At 70.3% G+C, this 22,188-nt stretch carries 20 protein-coding genes; 13 read left to right on the forward strand and 7 right to left on the reverse strand.

The genetic code is table 11. The features are described 5' to 3' along the window. Window positions 1-8: 8 nt before the first annotated feature. From ABZ671_RS15520 to ABZ671_RS15540, 5 genes are read left to right on the forward strand one after another with little or no spacing between them, the layout of a single operon-like run. On the forward strand, window positions 9-959 hold the full coding sequence (locus tag ABZ671_RS15520) for an ABC transporter permease (protein WP_357857370.1): 951 nt from the start codon (window positions 9-11) through the stop codon (window positions 957-959). Beyond that, window positions 956-1,849, forward strand: a complete 894-nt coding sequence (locus ABZ671_RS15525) for an ABC transporter permease (protein ID WP_357857373.1) — start codon at window positions 956-958, stop codon at window positions 1,847-1,849. The genes ABZ671_RS15520 and ABZ671_RS15525 overlap by 4 nt, the downstream gene beginning before the upstream one ends. After that, window positions 1,846-2,655, forward strand: coding sequence for an ABC transporter ATP-binding protein (locus tag ABZ671_RS15530; RefSeq protein ID WP_357857377.1), 810 nt, complete (start codon window positions 1,846-1,848; stop codon window positions 2,653-2,655). The genes ABZ671_RS15525 and ABZ671_RS15530 overlap by 4 nt, the downstream gene beginning before the upstream one ends. After that, the gene (locus tag ABZ671_RS15535; protein WP_357857380.1) at window positions 2,652-3,431 is read left to right on the forward strand and encodes an ATP-binding cassette domain-containing protein; all 780 of its coding nucleotides are present in this window, start codon (window positions 2,652-2,654) and stop codon (window positions 3,429-3,431) included. Before ABZ671_RS15530 ends, ABZ671_RS15535 begins: the two co-directional genes overlap by 4 nt. Continuing rightward, a complete protein-coding gene (locus ABZ671_RS15540) occupies window positions 3,428-4,195 on the forward strand; it encodes a DUF1684 domain-containing protein (protein ID WP_357857383.1) in 768 nt (255 codons plus the stop codon). The genes ABZ671_RS15535 and ABZ671_RS15540 overlap by 4 nt, the downstream gene beginning before the upstream one ends. Before the next feature lie 435 nt (window positions 4,196-4,630). Here ABZ671_RS15540 and ABZ671_RS15545 read toward each other — a convergent pair whose 3' ends face one another. Together ABZ671_RS15545 and ABZ671_RS15550 are read right to left on the reverse strand one after the other, a co-directional pair. Further along, complete coding sequence (locus ABZ671_RS15545) at window positions 4,631-5,962, reverse strand: MFS transporter (RefSeq protein WP_357857386.1); 1,332 nt, start codon at window positions 5,960-5,962, stop codon at window positions 4,631-4,633. 428 nt (window positions 5,963-6,390) lie between these two features. Beyond that, window positions 6,391-6,597: a GntR family transcriptional regulator gene (locus ABZ671_RS15550; RefSeq protein WP_357857389.1), complete on the reverse strand. Its 207-nt coding sequence runs from the start codon at window positions 6,595-6,597 to the stop codon at window positions 6,391-6,393. A gap of 431 nt (window positions 6,598-7,028) precedes the next feature. Here ABZ671_RS15550 and ABZ671_RS15555 point away from each other — a divergent pair, with 431 nt between their 5' ends. Then, window positions 7,029-8,243: a helix-turn-helix domain-containing protein gene (locus tag ABZ671_RS15555; RefSeq protein WP_357857392.1), complete on the forward strand. Its 1,215-nt coding sequence runs from the start codon at window positions 7,029-7,031 to the stop codon at window positions 8,241-8,243. Between the two features lie 88 nt (window positions 8,244-8,331). After that, complete coding sequence (locus ABZ671_RS15560) at window positions 8,332-8,775, forward strand: OsmC family protein (protein ID WP_357857395.1); 444 nt, start codon at window positions 8,332-8,334, stop codon at window positions 8,773-8,775. Window positions 8,776-8,811: 36 nt separating this feature from the next. Here the strand turns inward: ABZ671_RS15560 and ABZ671_RS15565 are convergent, their stop codons facing one another. Beyond that, window positions 8,812-9,873 carry a glycosyltransferase family 2 protein gene (locus ABZ671_RS15565; RefSeq protein ID WP_357857469.1) on the reverse strand — a complete coding sequence of 354 codons (1,062 nt, stop codon included), beginning with the start codon at window positions 9,871-9,873 and terminating at the stop codon, window positions 8,812-8,814. Between the two features lie 340 nt (window positions 9,874-10,213). Continuing rightward, window positions 10,214-11,638, reverse strand: a complete 1,425-nt coding sequence (gene rox / locus ABZ671_RS15570) for a rifampin monooxygenase (protein WP_357857399.1) — start codon at window positions 11,636-11,638, stop codon at window positions 10,214-10,216. Between the two features lie 317 nt (window positions 11,639-11,955). Between rox and ABZ671_RS15575 the strand changes: the two genes are divergently transcribed. Continuing rightward, window positions 11,956-12,528 carry a histidine phosphatase family protein gene (locus tag ABZ671_RS15575; RefSeq protein WP_357857403.1) on the forward strand — a complete coding sequence of 191 codons (573 nt, stop codon included), beginning with the start codon at window positions 11,956-11,958 and terminating at the stop codon, window positions 12,526-12,528. Window positions 12,529-12,548: 20 nt separating this feature from the next. Here the strand turns inward: ABZ671_RS15575 and ABZ671_RS15580 are convergent, their stop codons facing one another. Then, window positions 12,549-13,184 (reverse strand): methyltransferase domain-containing protein, encoded by a 636-nt coding sequence (locus ABZ671_RS15580; protein ID WP_357857406.1) that lies wholly within the window; start codon window positions 13,182-13,184, stop codon window positions 12,549-12,551. A gap of 277 nt (window positions 13,185-13,461) precedes the next feature. On the opposite strand from ABZ671_RS15580, the gene ABZ671_RS15585 reads away from it, so the two are divergent. The 4 genes from ABZ671_RS15585 (at window position 13,462) to ABZ671_RS15600 (ending at window position 18,684) form a co-directional block, all read left to right on the forward strand. Continuing rightward, window positions 13,462-14,886: a hypothetical protein gene (locus ABZ671_RS15585; protein ID WP_357857409.1), complete on the forward strand. Its 1,425-nt coding sequence runs from the start codon at window positions 13,462-13,464 to the stop codon at window positions 14,884-14,886. A gap of 83 nt (window positions 14,887-14,969) precedes the next feature. Then, window positions 14,970-16,130 (forward strand): branched-chain amino acid ABC transporter substrate-binding protein, encoded by a 1,161-nt coding sequence (locus tag ABZ671_RS15590; RefSeq protein ID WP_357857412.1) that lies wholly within the window; start codon window positions 14,970-14,972, stop codon window positions 16,128-16,130. Between the two features lie 17 nt (window positions 16,131-16,147). Next, window positions 16,148-17,914 (forward strand): copper resistance protein CopC, encoded by a 1,767-nt coding sequence (locus tag ABZ671_RS15595; RefSeq protein WP_357857415.1) that lies wholly within the window; start codon window positions 16,148-16,150, stop codon window positions 17,912-17,914. A 17-nt stretch (window positions 17,915-17,931) separates the two neighbouring features. Next, window positions 17,932-18,684, forward strand: a complete 753-nt coding sequence (locus ABZ671_RS15600) for a hypothetical protein (protein WP_357857418.1) — start codon at window positions 17,932-17,934, stop codon at window positions 18,682-18,684. A gap of 67 nt (window positions 18,685-18,751) precedes the next feature. Here ABZ671_RS15600 and ABZ671_RS15605 read toward each other — a convergent pair whose 3' ends face one another. Then, window positions 18,752-19,210 carry a DUF1801 domain-containing protein gene (locus ABZ671_RS15605; protein WP_357857422.1) on the reverse strand — a complete coding sequence of 153 codons (459 nt, stop codon included), beginning with the start codon at window positions 19,208-19,210 and terminating at the stop codon, window positions 18,752-18,754. A gap of 50 nt (window positions 19,211-19,260) precedes the next feature. After that, window positions 19,261-19,716: a carboxymuconolactone decarboxylase family protein gene (locus tag ABZ671_RS15610; RefSeq protein WP_357857425.1), complete on the reverse strand. Its 456-nt coding sequence runs from the start codon at window positions 19,714-19,716 to the stop codon at window positions 19,261-19,263. A gap of 165 nt (window positions 19,717-19,881) precedes the next feature. Between ABZ671_RS15610 and ABZ671_RS15615 the strand changes: the two genes are divergently transcribed. Further along, window positions 19,882-22,137 carry a tetratricopeptide repeat protein gene (locus ABZ671_RS15615; RefSeq protein ID WP_357857428.1) on the forward strand — a complete coding sequence of 752 codons (2,256 nt, stop codon included), beginning with the start codon at window positions 19,882-19,884 and terminating at the stop codon, window positions 22,135-22,137. The last annotated feature ends 51 nt before the right edge of the window (window positions 22,138-22,188 follow it).

The raw sequence follows: 22,188 nt of genomic DNA on the forward strand, positions 1-22,188 counted from the left end.
GACAAGCAGTGCTCGGCTACCTCGCCCGCCGGGTCGCCTGGCTGCTCGGCTCGCTGTTCGTCGCGGGCTCGGCGGTGTTCTTCCTGCTCCGGGTCCTGCCGGGTGACCCGGCCGTCACACTGCTGGCGGTCGGGTCCTCCCCGGACCAGATCAGTACGATCCGGCACCAACTCGGCACCGACCGGCCGGTGCTGACGCAGTACGGCCACTGGCTGGGCGACCTGGTGACCGGAAACCTGGGGAACAGCCTGTTCACCCAGACGCCGGTGCTCGACCAGATCGTCGGCCGGCTCCCGGTCACCGTACCGCTGGCGCTGAGCGCGTTCGTGCTGTCGATCGTCGTGGCCGTACCCATCGGGGTGTTCGCGGCGGTACGGCGACGCGGTCTGCTCGGGGTGGCGGTCTCGACGCTGACGCAGCTGGGGATCGCGCTGCCCATCTTCTGGATCGGGATCGTGGTGGTCTGGCTCGTCGCGGTCCAGTGGCGGGCGCTGCCGCCGGGCGGGTTCCCCCGCACCGGCTGGCAGGAGCCGGGGGCCGCGATCCAGTCGCTGGTCCTGCCGGTGGCGACGCTGACGATCGCGCAGGGATCGGTGCTGGTGCGCTACGTACGCTCGGCGACGCTCGACGTGCTCAGCCAAGAGTACGTGCGCACCGCCCGCTCCCTCGGATACAGCCTGCCGCGGGCGCTGTGGCGACACGGACCACGCAACGGCGCGGCGGCCGTGATCCAGATCCTGGGCATCCTGCTGGCCAGCTCCCTGCTGGGCACCGTGGTCATCGAGAGCGTCTTCGCCCTGCCCGGCCTGGGCTCGCTGCTGCTGACCAGCGTGAAGGCCCGCGACCTGCCGATCGTGCAGGGCGCGGTCTTCCTCATGACGGCGACCGTGCTGGTCGTGGGGCTCGTCGTGGACCTCGTGCAGCGGCTGGTCGACCCCAGACTGCGAGCACGGGCATGAGCACCCCGGTGGTCGAGGCGGTCGACACGGTCACGGCACCCGCCACCCGGCGACGCCCCGGCTGGCGCTCGCCCTCGCTCGTGGTCGGCGCGGCGCTGCTGCTGACGGTCCTCGCCCTGGCGCTGGGGTCGCTGCTCTGGTCCCCGTACGCGCTGGACCACACCGACCCGGCAGCCCGGCTGACGGGCCCGTCCGCACAGCACTGGGCGGGCACCGACCGGCTGGGCCGTGACCAGTTCACCCAGCTGATGCTCGGTGCGCGCACCGCCGTGTGGATCGGGCTGGCCTCGGTCGCGGTGGCGTTCGCCATCGGCGTCCCGCTCGGTCTGCTCGCGGCGTCCACCGGCCGGTTCGTCGAGAACGCCGTCATCGCAGTGATCGACATCGTGATCGCCTTCCCGACCCTGCTGCTGGCGATGCTGCTGGTCACCGTGTACGGCGCGTCGACAGCGGTGGCGATCAGCGCGATCGGGATCGGCGTCTCCGCCGAGGTGGCCCGACTGACCCGGATCTCGGCGAGTCGGGTGTTCACCCAGGACTACGTCCTCGCCGCGCGCACCTGTGGCACCAGGCCACTGATGATCCTGGTCCGGCACGTCCTGCCCAACATCTGGCCCACCCTGCTCGTGCAGGCCACCCTCGCCTTCGGCGTCGCCGTCATCGCCGAGGCGTCGCTGTCGTACCTGGGGCTCGGCACACCGCCGCCCGCGCCGTCCTGGGGCCGCATGCTCCAGGAGGCGCAGTCGACGGTAAGCGTGGCCCCGTGGAACGTCCTGCTGCCCGGCCTCGCCGTCGCCGTCACGGTCGTCGGGATCAACCTGCTCGGCGACGGCCTGCGGGAAGTCCTCGACCCGCAGCTACGCCAGGAGAGACGGGCCGCTCAACGATGACCATCCTGGAGACCAGCGGGCTGACCGTCACCCTCGACGGGCAACCGCTCGTGCACGACGTCTCGTTCGGCCTCGCCGCACACGACCGAATCGGCCTCATCGGCGAATCCGGCTCCGGCAAATCCCTCACCGCACTGGCGCTGCTGGGACTGCTGCCGCCCGGCATGCGCACGAGCGGCCGCATCCTCATCGACGGCCAGGACCACCTCGGCGCACCGGACCGGCAGTGGCAGCGAGTACGCGGCCGTACCGCCAGCATCGTGTTCCAGGAGCCCCAGACCGCCCTGGACCCGCTGATGCCGGTCGGCCGCCAGATCGCCGGCCCGCTGCGACTGCATCAGGGCCTCAACCGCAGCGACGCCGAACGCCGCGCGATCGAGTGGTGCGACCGGGTGCACCTGCCCGACCCGGCACGACTCGTCCGGGCGCTGCCGCACGAGCTATCCGGCGGCCAACGACAGCGGGTGGCCCTGGCGATGGCCCTCGCGTGCCGGCCTCGGATCCTCATCGCCGACGAGCCGACCACCGCGCTGGACGTGACCGTGCAGGCGCAGATCCTCGCCCTGCTCGACGAGCTGATCGCTGAGACCGGCGTGGGGCTGCTGTTCATCAGCCACGACCTGCCGGTCGTCGCCGGACTTGCCCGCCACCTCCTGGTCATGCGCAACGGCCGGCTGGTCGAATCCGGCCCGGTCGACGACGTGCTGCGCCGGCCCCGCTCCGGCTACGCCCGGCAGCTCGTCGCGAGCGCCGCAACGGTGACCCGGCTGGCCCGCCCCGCCGCGCGCGAGGAGAAGAAGCAGTGAACGATCCGATTCTCAGCGGACACCAGCTCACCCGACGATTCCCCGGCCGCACCCACCTGGCGCTCGACCAGGTGGACGTCACCGTACGGGCGGGGACCAGCCTCGGCATCGTCGGCGAGTCGGGCGCCGGGAAGTCGACCCTGCTGCGGCAGCTGCTCGGCGTGGACCGCCCCACCTCCGGCGAGGTCCGCTTCGCCGGCCAGCCCCTCGACCGGGTCCGACAGCGCGAGTTCCGCCGGCAGGTCCAGGTCGTCTTCCAGGACCCCCGCTCGTCGCTGAACCCCCGCATGTCCGTCGCGTCGATCGTCGCCGAGCCACTGCGTTCCCTGCACATCGGCGCGAACCGCGCGGCCCGCGCCGAGCGCGTCGCCGAGGTGCTCACCTCGGTGGGGCTGCGCCCGGAAGACGGGCGGCGCTACCCGCACGAGTTCTCCGGCGGCCAGCGCCAGCGCATCGCCATCGCGCGGGCGCTCGCGCCGGCCCCGCGGGTCCTGCTCGCCGACGAGCCCGTCAGCGCCCTCGACGTCTCGGTCCGCCTGCAGATCATCGACCTGCTGAAGGATCTCGTCGACCGGCTCGGCCTCACGCTGGTGCTGGTCTCGCACGACCTGGCGATCGTCAGCCAGCTCTGCCCGGAGGTGCTCGTCATGCGCCACGGCCGCGTCGTCGAACGCGGCCCGACCGTGGACGTGCTGACCAACCCCGCCCACGACTACACCCGCGCCCTGCTGGCGGCCATCCCGCAACTGCCGCCCGACCTGATGGAGGAACCGTGACCTTTGCCGATCAATGGCAGCTCTGGCACGCCGAGCGCGAGGCGGTCGTCTCGGCGCCGGGCGGTGACCTCACGCTGACCGGCACCCACTGGCTGACGGGGCCGACGCGAATCGACGGAATCCCCGGCACCTGGCATACCGACGGAACCGACGTGCGGGTGTCCGACGCCGACGGCCTGCTCGTCGACGGCGTACCGGCCGCCGAGGGTCGGCTGCGCCCCGACCAGCGGCTCATGGTGGGCGACATCGAGCTGAAGATCATCGAGCGCGGCGGCGACCTGGCGGTACGGACGTACGACCCGCACGCGCCGGCGGTGCGCCGGTTCGCCGGCATCGACGCGTACGCCCCCGACCCGGCCTGGGTGGTGACCGCCGACTTCACCCCGGCCGACGCCGACCAGACGCTGCGCACCGAGCACAGCCACGCCGACCGGCTGGCGGACTACCCGGTCGTCGGCACGTTCACCTTCACCGTCGACGGCCAGCACGCCGAGTTGGTCGCGCTGTACACCGGCCACGAGGGTAAAGCGCACATCTCCTTCCGCGACGCCACCAGCGGACGGGAGAGCTACGGCGCGGCCCGCTTCCTGTTCCTGCCCCTGCCGGCAGCGGCGGGCCCGGTGACGCTGGACTTCAACCGGGTCACCCTGCCGCCGTGTGCGTTCTCCGACGCCTTCGTCTGCCCGCTGCCGCCCCCGGGCAACGTACTGCCGTTCGCCGTGCGGGCCGGCGAGAAGGCGGTGCTCGAACAGTCAGCAGGGTAGGCCTACAAATCAGTTGCGGATGGCATCGCGCACATCGGACTGTCGGGGCGAGGCCCAGGCGGTGGTGCGCAGCTTGTAAGAGCAGGGGTTGTGATGGCCTGCTCTACTGGTGGGGTGCGGGCCTTCTCCTTCCACCTTGCCTTGCTAACAGCGGGCGTGATGACGGCAGGGACCGGACTCATGGTCGCCTTGGGATACGTCGAGCTGCCAGGGCCCTTCAACGAAGGGATGTTGGGTGCGGTGGCCGGGGTAATGATCGGGGCGGGCTTCCGCCGTTGGAGGAAGTACCGCTCCTCGGGCTTGGAGCACACACGGGGCACACGACAGCGTGAAACGTCGGCAACCAGCAACCAATGAGGTGAGCCGAAGACGTGACGTGACCAGCCTCTCGGCCAGGCCGCCGCAGGTCACGGAAGGGCGGATCTAAGTTCCGCTTCAACGTCTGACGGCTCCCGAATCGCTGTGAACGTCAGGATCGGGCAGGCGCTCGTTCGCACGGCCCGCCAAAGGCGGATGGTCGTCGGTCGCGGACGGCTTGTGGGGGAGGAGAGCCAGCCCGGCGGCGACTACACCGAGGGCGATGGTCGCTGCGGCGCACAGCAGGAGCGTTTGGCGGGCACCGATGCCGGCCGTCAGCGGGCCGCCAAGCATGGTGCCCAGTGGCACCGCCAGGACGGTGACAGCGCTGTTGGCGGCCAGGGCTTGGGGGCGTTTCGTGGTGGTGGTGCGTTGGAACAGTGCCATCGACGTGGACATGTATGGAGCCCAGATGAGGCCGGCGAGGGCGAAGGCCGGCAGAGACAGGCCGACGGGCGTATCCAGACCGAGAGGCAGCATGGCGACGCCGAACCCGATGACGATGCCGATGGTAGTGGGCCAGAGCTGCCAGCGGTGCAGGTAGCCGGTGGCGAGGCCGCCGAGGAGGGAGCCGGCACCGAATGCCGTGTAGTACAGCCCGAGGGTCGTTGCGGAGGCGTGTAGATCCTCGGTGATGAGGATGGGCATGGCTACGTAGAACGGGCCGAAGAGTAGGAAGAACCCAAAGGCCAGCGCTAGTAGGCCGAGCAGAGATCGGTTGTGGCGGATGATCCCGAAGCCTGCTGTACGAGACGTGGCAGTGTTCGTTGGGCCTGTATTCCTTTCGGCGGGAACGGCGAGGCGGTAGGTGAGCGCCAGGACAGCGAAGGTCGCTGCGTCGATCGCGATAACCCACACCGGACCGACCCAGCTGATGAGGATGCCCGCCAGCGGGGGACCGATGATGGTGGCGGCGTCGCCGATGATGCCGAGCACCGCGTTGGCCGGCAGGTGGTGTCGTTCGGGCAGGAGTTCGGCGACCAGGGTGAAGCGCCCGGCGGAACCCCAGGAGCGCAGCAGCGAGGCCGCGGCGAGGAAGGCCACGTAGAGGCCGATGCTGAGCGCTCCGACAAGGTGGGCAGCGGGGATCGCCGCGAGAGCGGCGGCCCGCAGGATGGCGTCCCACCTGGCGAGCTGGGCACCGCCTCGGCCGCTCAGATACCGGCCGAAGACCATGGTTCCGGCGGCACTGGGCAGGGTGTATGCCGCCACCGCGATCGCGGTCCAGGTGCCGCGCTGGCCCGAGGGTGCCAGCTGTAGTGCCAGCCAGGTCACCGCGATCAGCGCCATGCCGTCGCCGAGAGCGGACACCGCCAGTCCGGGCAGGACCCGTCGCAGCAGGGGGTGGCTGACCACTGGCCAGTAGGGCGAGGAACGCGGGAAACGGGACGTCACTGTCTCGGGCGGCATGGTGCCACCCGACGCGACGCAGTTCGCTCGAAGCAACGAAATCGGCCGAGGGCAGAAGGTTAAGCTCCGCCCCGGCCGGCGGGGCAGGCCTTGTTCCTCTTCTCTTCGGGCAGGCGATGGGCCAGGCCGTCAGACGGGCATGACGAACGACGACCAGCGGCGACCACGTTTGCGCACTTAACCGAGCGTGGCTAGCTCTTCGGCCCGCGCCACGCCCCTCGGGCTTACCTGTAGTCGGTGAACTGCTGACCCCTGCTCTGGGGCTATCGGTACTGCCGACTGCAACGCCGACAGCTACGGGGGACACATCGCCGGACGACACGAGTCGGATGGACGGATGACCGAGGTGGCAGACGGGTGCGGATCGCGCGATCCGCGCTGGGGTCGGTCACGAGCGTGGCGCTACGTGTTTATCCGACAGTCAAATGTCAAGGGTTACGGTCGCCCTCGGGCGTTACGAACGTTCCGCGTCCGGTGAAGGTCACCACCCGGCCTTCCTCACGTAGCGCGTCGAGCGCGGCCCGCACGGTGCCGCGCGCTACGTCGTAGGTCTGTGCCAGCGTCACCTCGCCAGGGAGCTTGTGCCCGGGCGGCCACTCCCTGCTGTCGATCTTCGCTCGGAGCGCGTCGGCCACTTGTTCAGCGAATGAGCGCGGTGACCAAGGGTCGATCATTCCCACAGGCTTCCACCTGTCCAGCCGCACCAGGCTGTCTATGCTGTTCGCTCTATCGACAGGGTGGACAGGTTGGACAGGTTCGGGTTAGTGTCGGGACACGCATGAAGCGCGGCCCGAGCACCGGGCCCACCCGTGGCAGGTGCGGGGGTCGGATGACCAGTGCAGGCCCGGCCGCCGTGCCGTCGACGAGGTCCGAGGGGAGATCCGGTGCGACGTGTCTCGTACGAGGAATACCTGCTCGCCGCGGCGATGACTCTCGCGCGGCGGCATCGGCCGGTGTGGTGTTGGCGGCGGTGGCGGCGGGTCTGCCGGTGTGGAACGGAGCTGCCGTGTCGTGCCCGACACCGGATTCCGATCAATCGTGGTCACTGGCCGGGGGAGGGGGAGTGGTGAACGCCGGGCAGGTCGGTGGCGACGTGACCGGGGATGAGCTGCCGATCGGCCGGCGGGTGGCGCGCTGGCGGGTGCGACAGCGGATGACGCAGCAGATGCTCGCGGACCGGCTCGGCAAGTCGAAGAGCTGGGTGGACAAGGTTGAGCGCGGTGCCCGCGTGTTGGACAAGTACTCGGTGATCCAGGAGATCGCCACGGTTCTGCGGGTCGATCCGGCGATGCTGCTCGGCCAGCATCGTCCGTCGCCGCCGGTGCTCCTGGTCGCGGTGGACGGGGTGCGTGCCGCGCTCGCTCGCTACGACGCGGCACGGACCGGTGAGCCCGGCGACCCGGTGTCGGTGACCGAGTTGGGGCGGCAGGTCGGGCATCTCTGGTTGACCTATCAGCACGCGGACTATCCTCAGGTTCTTCGGACGCTACCGGGGCTGCTGGACGCCGCTCAGCGCCTGCACTCGGTCGACCCGGTGCACGGGATGCAGCTGCTGGTGTCGGTCTACCGGATCATGTCGTCAGTGCTGGTCAAGCTCGGTGAGGCCGACCTCGGGTGGTTGGCCGCCGACCGGGCGGTTGCCACGGCGGGTGACGATCCGGTGCTGGCGGGTGCGGCGGCCGTGTCGATCGGGCACGCACTCCGGGCGTTGGGCAGGGGGCGGTTGGCGATGGCGGCGACGGTTGCCGCCGCCCACCGCATCGCACCCGTGCGGCTGCCCGAGGGCTCGGGCAAGCTGGCGGTGCAGGGTGCGTTGTTGCTCCAGGCCGCGTTGGCCGCCGCCGGCTGCGTCGAGGGGCGCCGCGTCGAGGAACTGACCGACCAGGCTATCGAGATCGCGGCGTGGGTCGATGCCCGCGAGGACCCTCATCAAACCAGTTTCGGGCTCGTCGCCGTCGAGCTGGCCAGGATCGTGGCGGCGGTCGAGTTGGGCAATGCCGAGGAAGCGGTGTATCGCCACGAGCAGGCGATCCGGCGGGAGGCGTGGCGGCTGCTCCCGGCCGAATACCGGGCCGCGTATCTGGTGGACGCCGCGCGGGCGTACCTCCAGGTCGGTGACCTGCGTGGCGCGGGGCGCGTGCTGGTCGACGCGGATGGGATCGCGCCGGCCGAGGTCCGGTGTCGTCCGGCGGCGCGTACGGTGATCGCCGAACTCGCCCGGAGCCACCTGGCACCGGCCGGCGTGGCGCGCTTGGCGACTCTGGTCGGCCTGACCCGGTGACCGCCTGGCCTCAACTCCTGCCAGGGCGGGCGATCGGCCGGCCAGGGCGGTGGCTCGGGGGCCAGGAGACCTGGGTAGTTTCCCTGTTATGACTGATGACACCCTCCGCTCGGTGGAGATCGAGCGCGCCAGCGTCGGGCAGTACGTCGTGCGGAACGTCCGCGGCGGATCGTTGCCGATGGGCGCGGGTCAGGATGCCAGCTTCACGCCGGTGGAGCTGCTGCTGGCTGCCATCGGCGGCTGCAGTGCGATAGATGTGGACCACATCACCAGCCGCCGTGCCGAGCCGACCCGGTTCTCCGTCGAAGTCACTGGCGACAAGATCCGGGACGAGGCCGGGGGAAATCGGATGGAGAACCTCAGGGTCGAGTTCACCGTGACGTTCCCGGTGGGCGCGGACGGTGACAGCGCGCGTGAGGCGCTGCCCCGGTCGCTGCAGCAGTCGCACGACCGGCTCTGCACCGTCTCTCGTACCGTCGAACTTGGCACTCCCGTCTCGATCGTCGACGCCGCTGGTTCCACCGGAGACTGAGTGCTCCGGGTTCGCCGGCGGCGGGGCGGAGATGGGTCAGTTCGGATCTTCCCGTACGGGCTCGTCGGCGGTGCGGCGGGCACTGCGCTGCCGTGGGACCTCCTTGCGTGCCGGCACTCGCTCGGCTGGCGGGGCCGGCCGGCGGGATGCCGACCGGGTCTCCGTGGCCAGGTCCTCCGTCTCCTGCACGAGGTAGTGCGGCCGGCGTTTGGTTTCGTAGTAGATCCGGCCGATGTACTCCCCGATCACGCCGAGGATCATCATCTGGATTCCGCCGATCCCGATCACGCTGACGATGGTGGTGGTGTAGCCGGGAACGTCGATGCCCTTCTCGACCGCGTCGGCGACCACCCAGGCCATGTAGCCCACCGCGATCAGGGTGAGGAACAGGCCCCCGTAGATGGCCAGCCGCAGCGGCCGGTTGTTGAACGACAGGAGCCCGTCGAACGCGTAGTTGAAGAGCTTGCCGAAGCTCCACCTGCTTCGCCCGGCCTGGCGGAGCTCGTTGCGGTACGAGATCACCACGGTCCGGAACCCGATCCAGGAGAACAGCCCCTTGGAGAAGCGGTTGTACTCCGGCATCGCCAGCACCGCGTCCACCGCCAGCCGGGACAGCAGCCGGAAGTCGCCCGCCCCGTCCTGCAGCCGTACGTCGATCCACCGATTGACGATGCGGTAGAAGGACCGAGAGGCCAGCATCCGCAGGAAACGGTCACCGTGCCGGTCCCGGTGGGCGATCACCTGGTCGAACCCCTGCCGGTACAGCGTCACCATGTCGGGCAGCAACCGGGGCGGGTGCTGCAGGTCGGCGTCCATGATGACGACCGCGTCGCCGGTGGCGCGGTCGAGACCGGCCAGCATCGCCGCCTCCTTGCCGAAGTTCCGGCTCAGCGACGTGTACCGCACGGACGGGTCCCGGTTGGCGAGCCGGCGCAGCGCATCGAGAGTGCCATCGTCGCTGCCGTCGTCGACATACACCACCTCGAGGTCGACGTCGGGCACGTCCGCGAGCGCCTCGGTCACCGCCGTGTGCAACCGCTCCACCGAGGCTTCCTCGTTGAAGCAGGGCACCACAACTGACAGCCGCACCGTCGTCACCCCGCCCGGCCCGTGTTCGTGGCCCATTCGTGGTGCAGCCGCCGCCAGCGATGCCACCTGCCGTGAGGTGCGGCGGCAGGGAGCGGATCGTGGTGGGAAGCGGCGGTCGGTCGCGCGCCGGTGCAGCCGGTGATCATTGAATGGATACTTCCCGAGGGGGGGTGGCCTTGTCGATCAGTGGTCCGAACGGTGGGCTCGCCAGGTCGGCTCAGGCACGCGGCCTTCGCGCGACCGGAATCGGCCTAGGCTAATTTGAAAAGTTGGGCATGTAAACGTAGCGGCGCGGGTCGTCCGGCGGCCGGTGCGCGCACCGGCCGCCCCGACGGCCACCCGGGCGACCTCAGCCGACGGAGGAGCCGAACCACCGTGGCAGGTGGTGGAGCAGATCCTGCTGATCGTCACCGGCCCACGCCACGTGGCCGTCCGGCCGCAGCAGCACGGCGGCCAGGCTCAGTTCATCACTGCTGTCGACGACGTGGTCGACCCGATCTGCCCAGCCCGCGACCGAGAGCCGGCCGGTCTGGTCGAGCAGCAGTCCGCGGCCGCCGTGCATCAGCTCGTAGAGCCGTCCCCGCTTCAGCCGCACGTCCCGCATCCGCCGGCCCAGCAGTTCGTGGCCTTCGCCGAAGTCGTAGCGGACCCCGATCGCGGTGATCTTCTCGATCAGGTGCCGGTTGACGTCCTCGAAGTCCATCAGTTCCGCGAGCAGGCGGCGCACCGACTGGGGGCCCGGCTCGGTGGACATCAGCTGCATCTGGGCGCGGGTGTTGTCGAGCACGTCGGCGGCCACCGGGTGCCGTTCGGTGTGGTAGCTGTCCAGCAGCCCCGGCGGCGCCCAGCCGTCGACCTCGGCGGCCAGCTTCCAGCCGAGGTTGAACGCGTCCTGGATGCCGAGGTTGAGGCCCTGGCCGCCGGTCGGCGGGTGGATGTGCGCCGCATCGCCGGCCAGCAGCACCCGGCCGACCCGGTAGCGCTCGGCCTGCCGGGTGGCGTCGCCGAAGCGGGACAGCCAGCGTGGTGAGTGCACGCCGAAGTCGGTGCCGGCGAACGCCCGCAGTTGTTGCTTGAACTCCTCGAGGGTCGGCGGAACCGTGCGGTTCTCGGTCACCCCCTCGGCCGGCACGACGACGCGGTATTCCCCGTCCCCGAAGGGCGCGACGCCGAACCGCTTGTGGGTCTTGCGGACGTCGGCCACGACGGCGGCCACCGTCTCCGGTGGCGCGGCCACCTCCATGTGACCCAGCAGTGTCTCGACCGTGGCGGGTTCACCCGGGAAGGCGACGCCGAGCAGTTTGCGCACCGTGCTGCGGCCGCCGTCGCAGCCGACGAGGTAGCGCGAGCGCAGCCGCGTGCCGTCGGCCAGCTCGGCGGTCACCCCACGTTCGTCCTGGCTCAGCCCGACCAGTTCGCAGCCGCGCCGGATCTCGGCACCGAGCTCGGCGGCGCGCTCGGCGAGCAGCCGATCGATGATTGTCTGCGGGATGCCGAGAATGTACCCGTGTGCGGTGTCCAGGTCGGGGGAGGGCGTGGGGATGCCGGCGAAGAAACCGCCGACCGGATACTGCTGGCCGTGCGCGAGGAACCGCTCCAGCACACCGCGCTGGTCCATCACCTCGATGCTGCGCACGTGCAGACCGAGCGCCCGAACCTGCCGGGTCGGCTCCGCCTCCTTCTCCAGCACGAGCACGTGCACGCCGTGCAGCCGCAACTCACTGGCCAGCATCAAGCCGGTCGGTCCAGCGCCGGCAACGATCACGTCAAACATGAGCCCCCCATTGAACGTTTCACCTCTGGGCCAGCTGCTCCGCGTGATCCGGCGGCGTGCCGCCACGAGCAACGGCCATGCCGTGAATCCCTGATTTCCGCAGGTGCTGGCTTCGGCGGGAGATTCTGCGGCACGACCCGGGTCTTGCCGCAAGGCCCCCAATGCGCTATATGTTGGGAGTGGCGGGAGTCGGTCCTCTTTTTGCCTGACTGGCCTTCCCGAGTCGCGGCGCGGATCGCGGCAGCAGAGGGCACTCGGCGGGGTCCGTGATGATCTATCGTGCTCCTCGTCCCACGAGGCCCGGAGGGTGACCCACGATGGCTCGTACCCGGCTGTATCTCGTCCGCCACGGCGAACAGGATCCGGCGTCCGATCACGCCTCGGACGGAGGCCTTTCGCCACTCGGCCGCGAGCAGGCGGACCGGCTCGGCCGGCGGCTGCGTGCGGTGCCTTTCTCGGCGATCCACCACAGCCCGTTGGCCCGGGCGGCCCAGACCGCCGACATCGTCGCCGGTCATCTACCGCAGGTGCCCAGACACGACTGCGGTTTCGTGGCGGACCGAACGCCGGTGCCCTCCACCGGGCAGCGCGGCCGATATCCGGACCGGTGGCACGCCTGGCTCGACGGCGTGCCCGACGACGAACGCGACGAAGACGCCGTAGCCCTGCAAGCTGCTGTCGCGCACTTCGGTGTCGCCGGCGACGCCGATCGGCACGAACTGCTGATCACGCACAACTTCGTCATCGGTTGGTTCGTCCGGCACGTGCTGGATGCCCCGGAGTGGCGGTGGATCGGCCTCAACCAGGCCAACTGCGCGATCACCGTCGTGCAGTGGGATTCCGCCCGACCGCCGACCTTGGTCAGCTTCAACGACACCGGCCACCTGTAGCTGTACGGCGCGGCTGCGAGTCAGGCGATGGACGGTTTGCGGGCCGCGACGCGTTCCACGGTGCCGGCCTTGAGCCGCTGGGCTTCGACGATCTCGAACCCGGCGGCTTTGACGAGGGGTAGCGGGCGGCGGGTGAAGTGTTCCCCGGCGGCGCGGATCGTGAGCCGTTCCAAGAGCCACTGGCCAGCGTAGAGGGGTGGCCAGGTGCTGCGGATGTGGTCGAGCAGCAGCAGGCGGCCGCCGGGGCGCAGCACGCGTTTCATCTCGGCGATCGCGGCGGCCGGGTCGGGGATGCTGCACAGCGACAGGGTGCACACCACGGTGTCGAAGCTGCCGTCGCCCAACGGCAGCGCCTGGGCGTCTGCTTGGCACAGGTCGACGTCCAATCCGAGGTCGACCGCGTGCTGCTTGGCGATGGTGAGCATGGCGGGGCTCAGCTCAACCCCGGTGACGCTCACGGTGGGCGGGTAGCAGTCGAAGTTGCGGCCGGTGCCGACGGCCACCTCCAGCACGTGGCCTTCGACGCGCGCGCCGATCCATTCGCGGCCGCCGGCGAACTGAACCCGCTCCAGGAAGCGAATGTCGCGGTCGTAGCGCGGTGCCATCTTTTCCGACGCCCGCAGCACCCTCGCGGTCTGATCGTCCGGTCTGACCATGTCGTCCTCCAGCATGCGCGTGAGTGGTTGCTGCTCGGTCCGATGATGCCGGCAGTCCCGCGAGATCACGACGGATGACGGAGCCGTACGCCGGCCTTCTCGACATATGCACCATGACGGTCCGCTCGTGCCGTCCCTAGTGTTGGACGGCGGCCCCCTTCGGTCGTGCGGTTGTCAACCTGCACTGAGGGTCGCCAAGGGAGAAATGCCAAGGGAGCATGTGTTGAAAACGAGATCCCTCGTGGCGGGTGCGGTCGCTCTGGCGACAGCTGTGGCAGTGCAGCTGTATGGAGCTGGCACCGCAGCCGCCTACGGGCCGTCAGGCCCGGGCCCGTCGGACAACTCCGCCCACGGCGGTCCGATCCTCGACGATGTCCACAACGTGCCGACGACCGCCGTCGCGGGCAACGTCACGTTCATCGACAATGTCAAGGGAGTCAGCGGGTACGCGGCGCTGAACTTCATCAACTACGACAAGTACGGCCATGACTTCATGTTCGCCAACGGCACCGGTGGCCTCGCCATCTGGTCGCTGAAGGACCCCCAGCACCCGGCGCTGGTCTCGACGATCACGGCGGCCGAGCTGCGTCTGCCGGGGGACACCCAGGACCGGTTCTGGGAAGGCGAGAACATGACCGTCGACCCGAAGCGGAAGCTGGTCTTCCTCATTCGGGACCCGCGCGGCTTCGGTGGCACCGTCAAGACCGGTCAGTCCGGGGTCTACATCGTCGATGTCAAGAATCCGTGGAAGCCGGAGATCATCGTCTTCCACCCGATTCCGGCCGGGCACACGTCGACTTGCATCAACGACTGCAAGTACCTGTGGTCGGTCGGTCCGGCCAACACGGGGACGCCGGGCCACGACCCGTCCTGGAACGGCGTGCCGGTGCGGGTGACCGACATCCACGACGTCAAGCACCCGTACACCTTCGACCGGGCGGTCGACCTCGATCGGATGGACGGGACCACCGACTACGTGCACAGCGTCGACGTCGACAAGAACGGCGTCGCCTGGGTCTCCGGTGAGGGTGGCGTACGCGGCTACTGGACCGAGGGCAACCACTACGACCCGGTGCAGAAGCGCAAGCGCGTCGCCACGGCGTACGACCCGGTGCCGTACGCGGGCGGGACCGTCGATCCCATCAACCCGGCCGGCACCGCCTTCTACGACTTCTTCGACCACAACGCCTACCACCCCACGGAGAAGGTCGGCTCCTTCGACAAGGGCGAGCTGCTCTACATCACCAACGAGAACGTCACGACCTGCTCGCAGGCGGGCGAGTTCAAGATCGCCTCGTTGAAGGGCAGCTACGACGGTGAGGGCTGGCGTTCCACGCCGGAGAAGCCGTTCCGGCTGGAACTGATCAGCCACTGGTCGCCGTGGGGCAAGGAAGGGTCGGCCACCACCGGTAGCTGCTCCGCGCACTGGTTCACCGTGAACGGCAACATCGTGGCGCAGGGGTGGTACGGGCAGGGCACCCGCTTCCTCGACGTGTCAGACCCGAGGAACCCGACCCAGGTCGGCTACTTCCGCGTGCCGGCGGGGCAGGGCGTGACCGGTGGCTCGGCGTCGGCCGTCTACTGGCACAACGGGCTGGTCTACGTCGCGGACTACAACCGGGGTGTCGACGTCCTGCGGTTCGACGGCAAGCTGGCCGGCAAGGCGGACAAGAAAATCTGCTGGAACTCGTGCGACAAGTAACCAGCTGAGTAAGATCACCGGCCCGAGCGCGGCGACAGCCGCGCCCGGGCCGGCTTTCAGTGTGACGGACAGGGAGGTGGACGGTGCGACGCAGAGGTGCCGTACGCGCGGTCGCGCTGGGCGGGACCGCGCTGGTGGTGAGCGGTCTGCTCGCCGCGTGCTCTGCCTCTGACGAGGGCGGGAGCGTCCCGAAGCCGCGGGGTGAGATCACGTTCGGGGTGCTGGCGCCGCTCTCGGGTGACCTGGCCGAGCGCGGGCAGGATCTCGTCGACGGGGCGCAGCTGGCTGCCGCTGAGATCAACGACCAGGGCGGGGTGCTGGGACGGCAGGTGAGGCTGGCCGTCGAGGACGGCGGCTGCGCGCCGGCGACCGGAGCGCAGGGGGCGACGCGGCTGGCCGCCAAGAGCGTCGTGGGGGTGATCGGCGGGCTGTGCGAGGATGCGGCGGTGGCGGCGGCGAAGACCGCGGACGCCACGCCGTTCCTGGTCTCCTCCACCCGCGCCGACGGGCTGATCGAGGCCGGCCTGCCGTTGGCGTTCCCGATGGAGGGCACGATAAACCAGGAGGCGATGGCCGCCGTGCACTGGATGGGCTACCGGAGCCCGCAGCGGGTGGCGGTGCTCGGAGACGGGTCACCGGCCTCGCGGCAGCTGTCCGAACTCGTGACCGATCGGATCAAGGCCGACGGCCTGACGGTGAGCATGCGCAGCGCCGGGACAACGGGCCCCGATCTCGCGGGGCTCACCAGCACCGTCACCGGTTTCGAGGCGGACTTCGTCTACTGGACGGGGACGGCGGAACCGGGCGGACGGCTGGTGAGCGCACTTCGTGAGGCCGGCTACACCGGCTATTTCATGACCTCCTCGGAGTCGGACAGCTCGGATTTTCTGCAGACCGCGGGCAGAGCGGCCGAGGACGCGTACCTCAGCATGGCCGCAGGCCCACGGCTGCTTCCGGGAGCGGCCGGATGGGCGGCGCGCTTCAAGGACCGCTACCGACGGGACCCGGGCCGTGACGCGATGCAGGCCTACGACGCGCTCCGCGCGCTGGCGCAGGCGGTGCGCCAGGCGGAGGACACCGATCCCTCGAAAGTCGTCGACAACCTCCCGCGGCTCGAAGACTTCACCACCTTCACGGGGGCGCTCCGCTTCGCCGCCGATCACTCGCTGACGTACGACAACTACGTCATCGCCCAGGTCCGGGGCGGCAAGCTCATCCTGGCCAGCAAGCTGCGTACGGACTAGGTCGCATGATGCGTGAAGTGCGTGCCGCGGGTCGCGGTCGGGCGTGGCTGTTCGTACGGCTGGTGGTGGTCGCGCTCCTGGTGGCTGGTGGTCTGGGTACGGATCTGGTCGTGGCCGCGCGTCCGGCGTACGCGCACGCCTATCTGTTGGAGACCTCGCCGGTCGATGGGGAGGTGCTCGCCTCGGCGCCGGGGGAGATGCGGCTGCGTTTCGACGAAGCGGTGAGTTTCAACCAGCGGTCGATCCAGTTGCTCGACGTGACCGCGAAGAAGCTGCCGATCGGCACCCCTGGTCACGTGGAGGGCAAGGCCAACACGGCGCGGGTGAGTCTGCCCGCCGACCTGGCCGAGGGCACCTATGTGGTGGCGTGGCGGGTGACGTCTGCCGATTCGCACGTGGTGGCGGGCGCGTTCAGTTTCAGCGTGGGCCATCCGAGCGCGGTGGCGGCTCCGGTGGAGCCGGACGCCAGCCGTGTTATCCCGGTGGTGGACGGGATCGGCCGCGCGGTGGCCTTCCTGGGAATGGCGCTGGCTGTCGGTGGCGCGCTGTTCGTGGTGGTGCTCTGGCCCGCCGGGCGAGGTACCCGGCGGGGCCGGCGCGTCGTCTGGTCGGGATTCGGCGCGCTGATCGTTGGCACCCTGGCGGTGCTGCTCGTGCAGGGGCCGTACGCCGCCGGCACGTCGCTCGCTGGGGTGTTCGACCCTGACCTGCTCGGCACCACGTTGTCGACGCGGTTGGGTCATGCGTTGGTGGCACGGTTGGTGATCGTGCTGGCCCTGGGTGTGCTCTTCGGCCTCGCCGTACGCCCCGCCGCGCCGTCCGCTGGGGCCGAGGTGGCCGGCGGTGCGGGTCGGGCCGCTTTGCCCGTGGCCGCCGCCGTCGGCGCTGTCGCGTTGACGTTGACGTGGACGTTGGCGGATCACGCGCAGACCGGTGTGCAGACGTGGGTGGCGGTGCCGGCGGCCAGTTTGCATCTGCTGGCGATGGCCCTCTGGTTGGGTGGTCTGGTGCTGCTCGTGGCCGGTGTGCTGGTCCCGGGCGGGGGGCGGGCGCCTGGCGGCGTGCTGTCCTTGGCGCCGGTGTTGCCGAGGTTTTCCCGGCTGGCGGAGATCTGTTTCGCGGTGATCGCGGTGACGGGTGGGTATCTGGCCTGGCGGCAGGTGGGGACGTGGGCGGCGCTCGTGGCGACCGACTTTGGGCGGCTGCTGCTGGGTAAGGTCGCCGCTGTCCTGGTCGTGGTGGGTCTCGCGGCCGGGGCGCGGCGGTTCGTGCGGCGGCGTAGGGGTGGACCCCTTGACGCCGTGCCGGTGGTGGCGGTGCGCCGGTTGCGCCGTTCGGTCGCGGGTGAGGTCGTGCTCGGGGTGGTCGTCGTGTCGATCACGGCGGTGCTGGTCAACACCGTCCCGGCCCGGATTAGTTACGCGCCGCCGGTGCAGGTCACCGTCCCGGTGCCGGCCGGGGACGAGGCCGGCGAGGCGGTCGGGCTGCGGGGTGGCTCGGTCGAGGTGACGATCGAGCCGGCGAGGTCGGGTAGCAACGTGGCCGACATCTACCTCACCGGGCAGGACGGTTCACTGGTCGCGGTGCCCGAGATCTCCGCCGAACTCCAATCGCCCGACCGCAGCGTCACGGCCCTACCCGTCACGGTTTCCGCAGCCGAACCCGGCCACTACGTGGCCTACGCGATGTCCGTCCCGTTCCCCGGGTCGTGGGTGCTACGGCTGAACATCCGGATCTCCGACTTCGACGAGACACCCGTGCGTGTCCCCTTCACGGCACGCTGAAAGGTTGGTTGACACACATGCGAGGCGTTGACCGCAAGGCGTCCCGAAGCCGATCGACCGCAGTCGCCGCCGGGCTGCTCGCCCTTGGCATGCTGACGGGCTGCTCCGGCGAGGCTCCGGAACCCCTGACCACGCCGCCGTACACCGTGGACTCCATCCGGCTCGGCCTCGTCAGCCCCGGCGACCTGGGCGACGGCGCGACCGAGATCAAGGACAACGGTCACTCCTCGCACGTCGTCTACACGCCACCGAACAGCATCCCGACCTGCCCCTACAGCCAGCGCTCCGAGAACATCGAGGTCGAGGTGCAGCCCGCGATCGAGCCGGTGGGCGGGAACCCGACCGGACGCAGCATCGTCGCACCACAACTCGTGGGGCCGTCATCACTTCCGGTCGTCACGCAGGGCGCGGTGGTCTTCCAGAGCGCCTCGCTCGCCGACGACACGATGAACACCGTCGTGGCCGAGTCCGCCAAGTGTCCGGCAACGTTCAGCGTGCTCGGCGGACCGCCGTCCGTCCTGGGCGACTACCAGGTCGGTAGCCGGTCGATCGAGATAGGCGGATGGAAAGGGTTCGCCCAGCATCTCGTGCACACCTCGCCCCCGGACGTGAACCCGGACACCTACGACGATCTGGTCACCGTCGTGGTGCACAAGGCGAACGCCGTCCTCTACGTCGGCTACGCGCAGATCAAGACCGTGGGCCAGCGCGCCGACTCCGACGAGAAGGTCAAGACATTGCTGAAGACGACCCTCGCCCGCCTCGGTTAGCGTCGAACAACATCCCCGCGTCTCAGCCGGCCCGATCGGGCCGGCTGAGACGCCGTACGTCCCGTCCTCAGCTCACCGCCTGCCGCACCAGCGCGCCGATCCTCGCCTCGGCTTCGGCGGTCAGCTCAGCCAGGGCGTACGTGGTCGGCCACATGATGCCCTCGTCGAGGTGCGCCTGGTCGCTGAAGCCGAGCGTCGCGTACCGCGTTTTGAACTTCGCCGCACTCTGGAAGAAGCAGACCACCTTGCCGTCGCGGGCGTACGCGGGCATGCCGTACCACAGCTTGGGGGTGAGGACCGGCGCGTTGGCCTTGATCACGGCGTGCAGCCGCTCGGCGATCACCCGGTCCGACTCCGACATCTCGGCGATCTTCGCGAGCACGTCGCTTTCCGGGTCGGTCTTGGCGCCCCGCCGAGCGCGCGTCTTCAACTCCTTGGCGCGCTCCTTCATCGCGTCGCGCTCCTCGTCGGTGAAACCGTCGTACTTCTCGCCGTTCGCGGCGGTGGTGTTGGTCGTGGTCGACATGAGGACTTCCTCTTTCTGAGACGTGGGGCTAATGGCCGGTGGAGCTGAGGTCACCACGTGCCGGCCTGCTGCCGGGTCGGCGCGTTGAGCCGGTTGAAGGCGTTGACGATCGCGATGTTGAGCAGCAGCGCGGCCAGCTCCTTCTGGTCGAAGTGCGTGGCGGCCACGTCCCACACCTGATCCGGCACCGGGTCCGGCTGGTCGGCGAGCCGAGTCACGGCCTCGGTCAGGGCCAGCGCGGCGCGCTCCTCGTCGCTGAACCAGGGCGTCTCCCGCCACGCGGCGACGGCGTGCACCTGGTCCGTGGTCGCGCCGTGCTGGCGGGCCTGGTGCGCGCCCCCGGCCACACACGGGCCGCAGCCGTTGATCTGGCTGGCCCGCAGGTGGCTCAACGCCAGCAGCTTGCCGTCCACCCCGGCACCCGCGATGGCCCGGTTGACGGCCATCAGCGCCTCCATCGCCTCGGGGATCAGAACCGCCGGGTTCGGCATGCGCTCGGTTGACATCGCTTCTCCTTCGTCGCGGGGTGTTTCCGACAGGAGTCATCCGACCATCGGCGTACCGGGGCCCGCGCGGCCCGTGGGACACCGTGGGACACGAAGAGCCCGGCTGAGCAGCGCAAACGAGTCACCGTTCCGGCTCCACGGGCCGGGACGGGTACGGTGTTTCACGTGTCCAGCCCGCACGAGCGACTGGTGGCCCAGCTCGCCCGGATCAAAGAGCTGAGCGGGCTGAGCCTGCGCGCCCTCGCCCGCCAGGCGGGTCTGAGCAGCTCGTCGCTGTCGCGGTACCTGATCGGTCAGCTCGTGCCGCCCTGGGAGGCCGTCGTTGCGCTGTGCCGGGCCGTGGGCCGCGACCCCCGACCACTGCGAGCGGCGTGGGCCGAGGCGGCCAGAGCCGGCGCGGCACCCCTCCCGCGCCGCAACGATCTGCCGGCCGACCTGTTCGACTTCACCGGCCGGGAAGCGGAGTCCGCGCTGGTCGAGGAGCTGCTGCACACCACTGGCGCGGCCGCGATCGACGGCATGGCCGGCGTGGGCAAGACCAGCCTCGCCGTACGCGTCGCCCACCGGCTCACCCCGACATACCCGGATGGTGGGCTCTACCTTGACCTGCGCGGCTTCACCCCGGGCGAGGAGCCGCTGGAGCCGCACGCCGCGTTGGGCCGGCTGCTGGGCGCGTTGGACGTCCCGCGTATGCCGGTCGGCACCGCCGAACGCGCGGCGCTCTGGCGGTCGGAGCTGTCCCGCCGGCGGGCCCTCGTCGTGCTCGACAACGCCGCCGACGCGGACCAGGTGCGCCCGCTGCTTCCCGGCGCGGGGAAGTCCGCGGTCCTGGTCACCAGCCGCCACCGGCTGATCAGTCTGGACGGGGTGCCGCCGGTGTCCCTGGAGCCACTGGCCGACGCCGACGCGGCGCAGTTGTTCGGCCGGGCGGCCGGGCTCGCGCTCAGCGACGACGACGCGGTCAGCCAGGTGCTACGGCAGTGCGGCGGCCTCCCGCTGGCGCTGCGGATGGCGGGCGCGCGGCTTCGCCACCGACCAGGTTGGACGGTGGCGGTGCTGGCCGAGCGGCTGGGTACCACCCCTGGCCGCTTCGACTCTGCGTTCGGCATGTCGCTGCGGCAGCTCGACGCGGTCCAGCGCCGCATGTTCCGGCTGCTGGGCGTCCTGCCGGGCACCGACTTCGACGCGGCCGCGGCGGGCGCGCTCACCGACATGCCACCCGACCGGGTCGGCGCGGCGCTGGAGGAACTGGTCGACGCCCACCTGCTTCGGGAGCCCTCGCCCGGGCGGTACCGGATGCACGATCTGATCCGGCAGTACGCGGCGGACCTCGCCGCCGACGAGGAGCCACAGGCCGAAGCCGCCCTGCGTCGGGTTCTGGGGCACTATCTGGCGCAGGCCGTCGCTCACGATCAGCAACTGCCCGCACCGCACCGCAAGGAACCCGCGCCGGGAGACCCGGCGAAGGCCATGGCCTGGTTCGACCACGAGTACGTCAACCTGGTCGCCGGGTTCGACGCCGCCGTGCGGCTCGGCATGGACGAGGTGGTGGCCGAACTGCCGCAGGCCATGCGGGTCTGGTTTTTCCGGCACCGCGGCACCGACGACCAGGCACGCCTGCTCGAAGCCGCCGCGGCCGCCGCGGCACGTCTCGGCCGCCACCAGCACCGGGCTTCGCTGCTCGCCGACCTCGGCTACGCCCGTGCCGCCGCCGGACGCCTCACCGAGGCGCTCTCCGCCTACCAACTGGCCGAGCAGTCCGGGCCGGACGACGACGACCTGGCAGCTGCGCTGGCCCTGCGCATCGGTCTCGTACGCCGGGACCTCGGCGACCTGAACGCGGCACAGGCGCAGTTCCGGCGGGCACGCGAGCTGTTCGAAAGGATCGGGAACCACGCCGGGCAGGCACAGGCGCTGGCCTTCGACGGATGGGTGGCACTACACCTCGGGCGGCACCGCGAAGCCGTCGACCTCGCCCGGGCATCCGTCGCCCTGGCCAGCGGGCCTGCCCAGATCACCGGGCTGGTCACCCTCGGTGTCGCACTGGCATCGCACGACCCGGCCGAGTCGCTGCGCACGCTGCAGGACGCGTTGCGGCTGTCCGAGCAGCACAACCTGCAACACAACCAGGCGTGGTGCCACAACTACCTCGGTGTCGCGCTGCGGATCATGGGTTCACCCGAGAAGGCGCTCGAACACCACCGACGCGCCTTCGAGCTGCTGGAGCCGCTGGCCGAGGTGCAGCTGGAAATCGACTGCCGGCACACCTACGCCGAGACATGCCGCGCGGCGGGCCGCTACGACGAGGCGCTGGCGCTGCTCGACCGGTCCATCGAGGTCGCGCGTGAGCTGGGCCGGCCGCACGACGAGAACCGCGCCCGCGCGGCGCGGGAGATCGTGCGCGCCATCAGGATCGTGTGATGGTTGGTGATTCGGAACGGCGCGGAGCGCGGTGCTGACCCTCCTGTGGGC

Origin of the sequence: Micromonospora sp. NPDC006766 (assembly GCF_040636055.1) — a bacterium.
In the GTDB taxonomy this organism is placed as follows: domain Bacteria; phylum Actinomycetota; class Actinomycetes; order Mycobacteriales; family Micromonosporaceae; genus Micromonospora.

Coding starts and splice junctions, on each gene's coding strand:
- ABZ671_RS15560 (WP_357857395.1), top strand. CDS start 8,332: ATGACTGATGACACCCTCCGCTCGGTGGAGATCGAGCGCGCCAGCGTC.
- ABZ671_RS15525 (WP_357857373.1), top strand. CDS start 956: ATGAGCACCCCGGTGGTCGAGGCGGTCGACACGGTCACGGCACCCGCC.
- ABZ671_RS15575 (WP_357857403.1), top strand. CDS start 11,956: ATGGCTCGTACCCGGCTGTATCTCGTCCGCCACGGCGAACAGGATCCG.
- ABZ671_RS15545 (WP_357857386.1), bottom strand. CDS start 5,962: ATGCCGCCCGAGACAGTGACGTCCCGTTTCCCGCGTTCCTCGCCCTAC.
- ABZ671_RS15530 (WP_357857377.1), top strand. CDS start 1,846: ATGACCATCCTGGAGACCAGCGGGCTGACCGTCACCCTCGACGGGCAA.
- ABZ671_RS15600 (WP_357857418.1), top strand. CDS start 17,932: ATGCGAGGCGTTGACCGCAAGGCGTCCCGAAGCCGATCGACCGCAGTC.
- ABZ671_RS15605 (WP_357857422.1), bottom strand. CDS start 19,210: ATGTCGACCACGACCAACACCACCGCCGCGAACGGCGAGAAGTACGAC.
- ABZ671_RS15580 (WP_357857406.1), bottom strand. CDS start 13,184: ATGGTCAGACCGGACGATCAGACCGCGAGGGTGCTGCGGGCGTCGGAA.
- ABZ671_RS15610 (WP_357857425.1), bottom strand. CDS start 19,716: ATGTCAACCGAGCGCATGCCGAACCCGGCGGTTCTGATCCCCGAGGCG.
- rox (WP_357857399.1), bottom strand. CDS start 11,638: ATGTTTGACGTGATCGTTGCCGGCGCTGGACCGACCGGCTTGATGCTG.